Origin of the sequence: Sulfolobus sp. B1, assembly GCF_007050195.1 — an archaeon.
Lineage (GTDB): Archaea > Thermoproteota > Thermoprotei_A > Sulfolobales > Sulfolobaceae > Saccharolobus.
This window is the reverse complement of sequence record NZ_QIMI01000084.1, coordinates 1-7,750: the sequence shown is the minus strand read 5'-3', so window position 1 is coordinate 7,750 and position 7,750 is coordinate 1. Positions and strand designations below refer to the sequence as shown.

Genomic DNA, 7,750 nt, shown 5'->3' with positions numbered 1-7,750 from the left:
TGAGTTTTTCATCGTTGATTTGATAATTATAAAATTTAAAAGTTCCGATTAAAACTAAAATAAATAATAAAAAACATAGTTACAGTTAGTAGTAGAATAGCGGGTATGGGAGGAACAACTATTTTAGCAACTAAGAGACTTTACTTGACTTCCTCCCCTTTTCCCTCATCGATTCGTGCTTACATCTCTCATATGTTGAGAGGCTCAGAAAATCATGAAGATTCATGATAGCAATTACATCCCTATCATTCTCATAGTAACGCAAATACCTATAAGCGACCTTTTCTATATCTTTTATAAGATATTAGGAGTTAACCAAACTGATGCTTTACGTATTCTAGGATACCTACTGCGTTTAGGGTTCTTCAACTAACCCTTGTGTATTGCTATTGCATCCCTATAACAGTCTTGTGCCGGTTTAGGGTGAAGACTAAACCTCTCTCATGTCTTTCAACAAGGTTGAGTAGGGGAAGGTAAGGAAAATCATAAGGTTAATAGTAGTCATGATTTCTAACCTACCCTTTTTAACTCCCCTACTCGCAGGTGAAGAGATAAGGGGTTTATATACTTTTCATCCTCACCTTGTGAGGCTTTCCTCACTTTGTAACGAATAAATGAGCTAAAACTATAGATAAGATTTAGAAAATGAGGAAAGGTTAGTCACCTAAGGCAAGAAGGGGACCAGTTTTAACAATTTTTATATGCGTATTCAGCTTATGCAATCGACTATTGTTTAAAAACGAATTATAACTTTATAAGAAGTTTTAGGCTTAGCAATATATATGACTGAAAGGGCTGAAGTTCCCACCCCAAAAATAAAAAGGCCTAACTTTACTTTCGAGTATAAAAATGATAGGAAGGTATATAGGGTAGGAAAAGGCTTTAGTGTAGGTGAAATAGTTAAAGCGGGATTAACTATTGAGAAAGCTAGAAAATTGGGTATCTATGTGGATATTAGGAGAAAGTCCGTACATGAAGAAAATATTCAAATGCTCAAGAAATTTATAGAAAATAAGACGCAACAAAAGGACAATAAAACCTAGGGAATTATTATAGCTCTGCCAAAAATTTTTCCATTAGCTACATCGTTAATAGCTTGATTTATTTCATTTAATGAATAAGGTATTGGAAAAGTTTTGATTACTTTTTTGCTATATAACTCATATACTCCTAATAAATCATCATAAGTTCCATATAATATTCCTTTCACTTTAATCCCCCTTAAAACTAGGAGTTGTTCCGGAATATTTAGAACCCCTCCAAATTCACCAACTATCCTTAATTCTCCCTCGTTCCTTAACAACCATGGCAAATCGGTGAGTGTAGTATTGTTTCCTACGTAATCTATTATGTAGTCAAACTTATATAAAGAGGAAATCTCACCCACAGCTTGTCCGACAGAATTGGATTTCAAAGGAATTATCTCATCAGCTCCTATCTCTTTAAATTTACTCAGTTTGCTTAAATTTCTTCCAACTACTGCAACCTTTGTTCTCCTATTTTTCAAGATTTGTAACGCTAAAAGTGATACGTAGCTCGTTCCAACAAGTAATACATTATCGTCTTCACTTATCCCCTTTACTGAGTTATAAGCCGTTATTCCTGCGTCAGCTAAAGGAGCTAGCTCAATAGGATTTCCTTCAACTTTTAATAGATTCCTCTCACTAGGCACTTTAACATATTCAGCATATCCCCCATCTAAGTGAAGTCCTATTATGTTTACATTTTCACAATATTGGTAATGTCCAATTTTACAATATTTACAATTCATGCAACCTACTGCATTATATACTAGTACCATATCACCTCTTTCAAGAGATTTTGTATTTCCACTTACCACTTCCCCGATTATTTCATGTCCTAAAATTCTAGGAGTGTTAATTTTAATATCGTACTTCCAATCTCCAAAGATTAGGTGAACATCCCCATGACATAATCCAGTTCCTAAAACTCGCAGTATTATTCCATCTTTAGGCTCCGCTACGTTTTCTATATTTAATGGAATTCCGTATTCTTTAAACAAAGCTGCTTTCATTTTACAATCCGGCTTTTAGATAATACTCCCTCTCCCACTTAGTTATCTGTGACTCGTATTCCTCAATTTCAATGTTCTTTAAATTAAAATATGTATTTATTAATTCCTGCCCTAAATTATATTTCATATAGTTATCACTATCGAGCTTCTGTAAGGACTCTTTAAGTGTTTGTGGCAAATTTCCGTAATACTCATTCAAGTTAGGAGTTAGATTTCTCTCGATTCCATCAATTCCGGCATAAATCATAGAGGCTAATAATAAATAAGGATTAGATAGAGGATCAGCCAATCTAAATTCAATGTAATGTGAATCCCTATAAGAGTTAGGTATTCTTACAATATAATGTCTCTCCGTTCCTATGCCCATAATGTTTGGAGTCACAAGTTCCTTAAATCTCTTATACGAATTAACCGTAGGTGCAGCAAATGCCAATATAGAAGCTAGATGTTCTAATATTCCAGCAAAGAAATTATAAGCCACCTTACTTAGGCCTATTCCCCTTGGATCGTTAGAATCGTACATAAGATCATTTCCATCCTTTGATTTTATGCTAATCTTTATATCCATACTACTGCTAGGGTATTCTTTGAATGGCTTAGGCATGAATGTAACTAATAAATTATAGAACCTAGCCGTATCTCTAATAATTTCTCTGCTTGCTATAAGAGCATCAGCCGCCTCCATTAAAGACTTCTGTGACAGTTTTATCTCATATTGTCCCGGACCATAGTGTTTGTTTATGGTCTCTACTTTTATATCAGCCTCCTCCAAATACTTTATAAGGGCTTTTAGAAAATCTTGTTGTTCTAGCAAACCTTCCAACGAGAATGCCTTAGCATAATCTGCAGGGTTAAAATCTTTGTCAAGCAAGTAAAATGTTGGTTCAAAAGAGATTTCTAATGAATACCCAATCTCTTCCAATTTGGTTATAGCCCTACTAAGGATTGTTCTGCTACAAAATGCGTATTGAGAATTATCTGGATTTGTAATAAACGATAAGACCCTACCAGTCCTCTCTAAATAAGGTACTATAATAAACGTGTTAAGGTCTGGTATCGCAGTGACGTCTTCGTATTTGCTTTTGATTGGTCTATCCATGTAATCCATTAGTACAAGAGATTCAGGGTAATTTACTCCTCTATTACTATTTATCATATCTTCAAATTCTGCTCTTCTTAAAGATCTACCTCTAGTATTTCCTAAGAGGTCAACAATCTCAACTCTGACATAATCTATCTTACCAGATTTTAATACGTCGAGTACATTCTCCTTGTACACTTTTGTTCATAAAGGATTAGAAGTATTATTTAATAAAACTTATAGAGCCTAGTCTCTCCATTCTGATAACTACTAAAAATGCTAAACAAATTAAACCTTAAATAACTTCTAACCTTACCACATTTCTTAAACTAGTAATATTGATTTCCTTATGTACAGCTAAATAATTTATCAAGCCTTTGATCCCTCTACTATTCATATCTGGATTGTCAACAATTTGTATATCAAAATATAATGGAACTCTGTACATCCTAGCTATTCTATCCAATTTTATGATCTTCTTAATTGAATTAAAGTCTTCATCTACACCCTCAGCATCTATGTATGTTTTTTTACCTTTTATGTAATTTATTTGGTCAAACTTTATATCACCATATTTATCTAAGACAACTACTAGCCTAGCCTGTCTTCCTCCCTCTATATCCTCATAAAAATTTAGGCATTCTACAAACACGCCATTTTCGGCTAGTGGTATTATAGAAAGTTCTTCTTCGCCTATAGGTTTAACGATTGACTTTATTTTAATCTTCATTTATTACATCACCTAATGATTGAAATTAATGGATCATTTGGTGAGGGAGGTGGACAAATACTAAGGACTTCCTTGTCTCTCTCAGTCATAACTGGTAAACCATTTAGAATTTTTAACATTAGAGCTAATAGACCTAACCCCGGTTTACAGCATCAGCATTTGTGGGCTGTAAGGCTAATGAAAATAATATCTAATGCTGAAACTAAGGGTGACGAGGTAGGATCCAAAGAATTAGTATTCTCACCTAGAGAATTAAAGGGAGGCGGAAATATAACTATCGACATTAAAACAGCTGGAAGCATAACGCTGTTATTACAGACTGCGATACCTGCAATAGTTAATAAGAATATTAAATTAAGAGTGCTAGGTGGTACCGATGTACCTAAATCACCTACAATCGATTACATTAGACTAGTTTATAAAAGAGTATTGGAGAAAATAGGGATAAACTTTAGTTTGGACTTAATTAGAAGAGGCCATTATCCAGAAGGTGGTGGAGAAGTCATATTAAGTGAAGTTAAAGGTAATCCTCATGATTTTTCATTAACTAAACTAGGAAAGGTAGAGAAGGTTGAAGGTATTTCACACGTCTCTTCATTGCCATCTCATATAGCGGAGAGACAGATGAATTCAGCTAAGAGTATCTTAACTAAAGCATTACCTAACGTTCCCATAGATATTAGCCTCGATGTGCGTCAAGGTGAAAGGAGTAAGGGCAGCGGGATTACCTTAGCTTTGATCGGAGAAAATAGTGTAATTGGAGCAGACTCATTAGGGGAGAGAGGAAAAAGAGCAGAAACAGTTGGAGAGGAAGCATCTAATACTTTGCTTAACGATTTTAAAACCAGCTCAGCTGTGGATAGGTATATGAGTGACATGTTGATGATCTATGCTTGCCTTTTTAGGGGAGAATTCGTAGGTGCTGAATTAACCAGCCATGCCTTAACTAATATAGAAGTAATAAGAAAGTTTTTAGAAGTTAAAGTTGAGATCAAAGGAAAGAGCCCGTTCTATTTTGAATGTAAACCCATATGATCATCTCAAAGAGATAACATCAAATCATTAATATGTTAAAAAGCACTTATATTTTGTCATTTGGAAAAACTAGGCTTACTAACCTTAATGAAGACAAGGCAGTAATCAAAAAGCCTTAGATGGTCGATTGTCCACATATGTGTTCAGAATTAACAGATACTGATAGTGCTGTTATATTGTTATAAAAATATCAATAACTTGCATTCATTACTAAAGTTGTCTATCTTAATTTAAATCCTCATTACGGCACTACATAAGGAGTTAAATGTTAAAAATATGAGTGATTAGTAATATTTTTGATTCAATTGTTTTAAATTGTTGCACGAGAAACTTTTATTTATTCGATTATACAATAAAGTGTTATGGTATTTGTTAATGAAAAAACGTATCAGCGATATGTTGAAGAGGGTAAAGAAGACGAATTTCATAGAGAATTCGAAAGAGCATTAGATAGAGTTAAGGAAGAATTAGGTAAGGAATACCCACTTCTTATAGGGGAGAAAGAAGTAAAGGTGAATGACAAGTTTGAGGTCAGATCCCCTTTTGATACATCAATATTAGTAGGCAAATTCCAGAAAGCTGGTGTTAATGAAATTAAGGATTCAGTAGAAGTGGCTAAGAAAGCGTTTGAAGAATGGCAATATGTTGATTGGCATGAAAGGGTAGAATTAAGTTACAAGGCTGCTGAATTGATGAAAAGACAAAAGTTTGAGTTAGCTGCAATAATCACTTATGAAAATGGGAAAAATAGGTTTGAAAGCGTTGCTGAAGTGGACGAGGCAATAGATTACTTTATGTATTACGCGTATCTTTTAGAGGAGAATAAAGGTTATGTAAGACCAATGGAGTCTAGGATATACAAGAATGAGATTGCATATAGCGTAATGAAACCTTATGGAGTATGGGCAATTATTTCACCATTTAACTTTCCGTTGGCAATAACTACTACAATGACTATTAGCGCCGTGATTACCGGTAATACCGCTATTATAAAACCGTCTTCAGATACTCCACTATCTGGATTTAAGTTGGTCGAGATAATGAGGAGGGCTGGTTTCCCAAAAAATACTGTTAATTATGTTACTACATCGGGAGAATTATTTGGAAAAGAAATAATAGAGAACCTAGGTATTGCTGGTTTCGCCTTCACTGGATCTAGAGAAGTAGGGCATAGGTTATTAAAGGACTTTATTAGTAAAAATCCAAGACCAGCTGTACTAGAATTAGGCGGTAAGAATGCTACTATTATTACTAAAAAGGCTGATCTCAATAAGTCAGTAGAGGGTACACTAAGAGGAGCATTTGGCTTTGGAGGACAAAAGTGTAGTGCTACATCTAGGATATTTGTAGAAGAGCCAATCTACGATAACTTCGTAAAAGCGTTCGTAGATAAGGTGAAGTCTATTGTAATTGGTGATCCTAGGGATAGAAGAACATTCTTAGGACCCTTAATCAATAGACAAGCGATTGAAAAGTATAGAAAATATATTGAAGAAGTAAGGAAAAGCAATGGAAAGATCCTAGTAGGCGGGAATGTCAAAGATGATCAAAGAGGATATTTTGTAGAGCCGACTGTTGTTGTAGAGGTACCATATAATCATTGGTTATGGTACACTGAATTATTTGTGCCAATAGTTTTAATAGGCAAGGTAAAGTCGCTGGAGGAGGCGATAAGACTGGCAAATAATGTAGATTATGGATTAACAGCTGGTATTTTCTCAGAAGATAAGAAAGAAATTGAGTTCTTCTTTAGTCATATACAAGCTGGTGTAGTTTACGCTAATAGAATTGCCGGGTCAACAACAGGTGCTATGCCGGGCGTACAACCCTTTGGCGGATGGAAACATTCTGGTTGGACTGGCAAGAATGCTGGAGGTCCCTATTATCTACTCTCCTTCTTAAGGGAGCAAGCTATAACTGAATACGTTTAAATGATTCTTAGTAAGGCAGTTTTTTACGTATAGTAGTAGCTTTGCTACATGACAACAATTCCTATTATATTTTAAAAATTCTTGAAGATTAATGAACCATTTTATCTTAAGTAATACCTTTTTAAAAATCGCTGTCTTATTCTATCTTAGTAAATTTCTCTAAGACGAACTCATAATATTTTAATTTATAGTAAAATTGTTATTTAACGTAGTTTACTTACTAGTTAATTGGAAAATAGCTCGTAATTTCATTAAAATCAAAAGAATTCATCCAGGGTAGCTGATTTTATGAACTTACTTAACCTAACTCCAATTCTCCTTATTCTTCTATCATCGTCCTCTAAGAGTTTTTCAAGCAACTTTAGTGACTCTTTATAGGCTCTTTCCTTACTTACTCCATAAGGGAATGTTTTCTCCCTGGTGATTATCTCTAAGTCCTCCATTACCGCAACTAGGTGAAGGGTCTTAGGCATCATTCCGTTTAATCTGAGATAGGCTTCATCAACTGTTCTATACAAAAATGGTTTTATTTCCTCTATGTCCCTAGTATTTCTTTTTAGAGTGACCATCTTTCCCACGCTTTTGATAACTTTTTCCTTAATTGGCTCAGAATATTCATCTCTCGCTATAGAAAATAAATAGGTAGCCTTTGCTTCCCCCACTTGCTTCTTAATAATCTCGAAATCAAAATTCAATATATCAATCAATTTTCTAATACCTAAAGCTTTTAATCTCTCCGCAGTTACTCTACCTATCCCAGGATATTCATCTATATCTAGTTCTTTGATTAATCTTTTTACTTCTTCATCATTGATAACCTTGATGCCGTTTGGTTTCGACATATCAGCTGCTATTTTCGCAAAAACTTTATTTTTGGATATTCCTACTGTAACAGTTATTTTTTCCTGTTTCAGAATTCTTCCCTTTATTTCTAAACC

The 7,750-nt window shown here is 34.3% G+C and carries 6 protein-coding genes and 1 pseudogene; 3 read left to right on the top strand and 4 right to left on the bottom strand.

Annotation, left to right across the window (positions count from 1 at the left end; genetic code table 11):
• Positions 1–782 precede the first annotated feature (782 nt).
• On the top strand, positions 783–1,043 hold the full coding sequence (locus tag DMP16_RS06650) for a 50S ribosomal protein L13e (protein ID WP_069284047.1): 261 nt from the start codon (positions 783–785) through the stop codon (positions 1,041–1,043).
• Here DMP16_RS06650 and DMP16_RS06645 read toward each other — a convergent pair.
• The 3 genes from DMP16_RS06645 to DMP16_RS06635 all read right to left on the bottom strand — a co-directional run bounded on the left by DMP16_RS06645 (position 1,040) and on the right by DMP16_RS06635 (position 3,846).
• Positions 1,040–2,035 carry an alcohol dehydrogenase catalytic domain-containing protein gene (locus tag DMP16_RS06645; RefSeq protein WP_069284048.1) on the bottom strand — a complete coding sequence of 332 codons (996 nt, stop codon included), beginning with the start codon at positions 2,033–2,035 and terminating at the stop codon, positions 1,040–1,042. The genes DMP16_RS06650 and DMP16_RS06645 overlap by 4 nt on opposite strands.
• A 1-nt stretch (position 2,036) precedes the next feature.
• Positions 2,037–3,314 carry a glutamine synthetase family protein gene (locus DMP16_RS06640; protein ID WP_143577002.1) on the bottom strand — a complete coding sequence of 426 codons (1,278 nt, stop codon included), beginning with the start codon at positions 3,312–3,314 and terminating at the stop codon, positions 2,037–2,039.
• Between the two features lie 97 nt (positions 3,315–3,411).
• Complete coding sequence (locus tag DMP16_RS06635; RefSeq protein WP_069284050.1) at positions 3,412–3,846, bottom strand: hypothetical protein; 435 nt, start codon at positions 3,844–3,846, stop codon at positions 3,412–3,414.
• A 15-nt stretch (positions 3,847–3,861) separates the two neighbouring features.
• Between DMP16_RS06635 and rtcA the strand changes: the two genes are divergently transcribed.
• Positions 3,862–4,881 carry an RNA 3'-terminal phosphate cyclase gene (gene rtcA / locus DMP16_RS06630; RefSeq protein ID WP_069284051.1) on the top strand — a complete coding sequence of 340 codons (1,020 nt, stop codon included), beginning with the start codon at positions 3,862–3,864 and terminating at the stop codon, positions 4,879–4,881.
• A gap of 362 nt (positions 4,882–5,243) precedes the next feature.
• Positions 5,244–6,812, top strand: a complete 1,569-nt coding sequence (locus tag DMP16_RS06625) for an aldehyde dehydrogenase family protein (protein WP_069284052.1) — start codon at positions 5,244–5,246, stop codon at positions 6,810–6,812.
• Positions 6,813–7,069: 257 nt separating this feature from the next.
• Here DMP16_RS06625 and DMP16_RS06620 read toward each other — a convergent pair.
• Positions 7,070–7,750, bottom strand: a pseudogene (locus DMP16_RS06620) (DNA polymerase IV); the annotation flags it as partial.

Excerpts from the sequence above, each read along its gene's own strand:
- DMP16_RS06625 (WP_069284052.1), top strand. The coding sequence starts at position 5,244 with ATGGTATTTGTTAATGAAAAAACGTATCAGCGATATGTTGAAGAGGGT.
- DMP16_RS06635 (WP_069284050.1), bottom strand. The coding sequence starts at position 3,846 with ATGAAGATTAAAATAAAGTCAATCGTTAAACCTATAGGCGAAGAAGAA.
- DMP16_RS06645 (WP_069284048.1), bottom strand. The coding sequence starts at position 2,035 with ATGAAAGCAGCTTTGTTTAAAGAATACGGAATTCCATTAAATATAGAA.
- rtcA (WP_069284051.1), top strand. The coding sequence starts at position 3,862 with ATGATTGAAATTAATGGATCATTTGGTGAGGGAGGTGGACAAATACTA.
- DMP16_RS06650 (WP_069284047.1), top strand. The coding sequence starts at position 783 with ATGACTGAAAGGGCTGAAGTTCCCACCCCAAAAATAAAAAGGCCTAAC.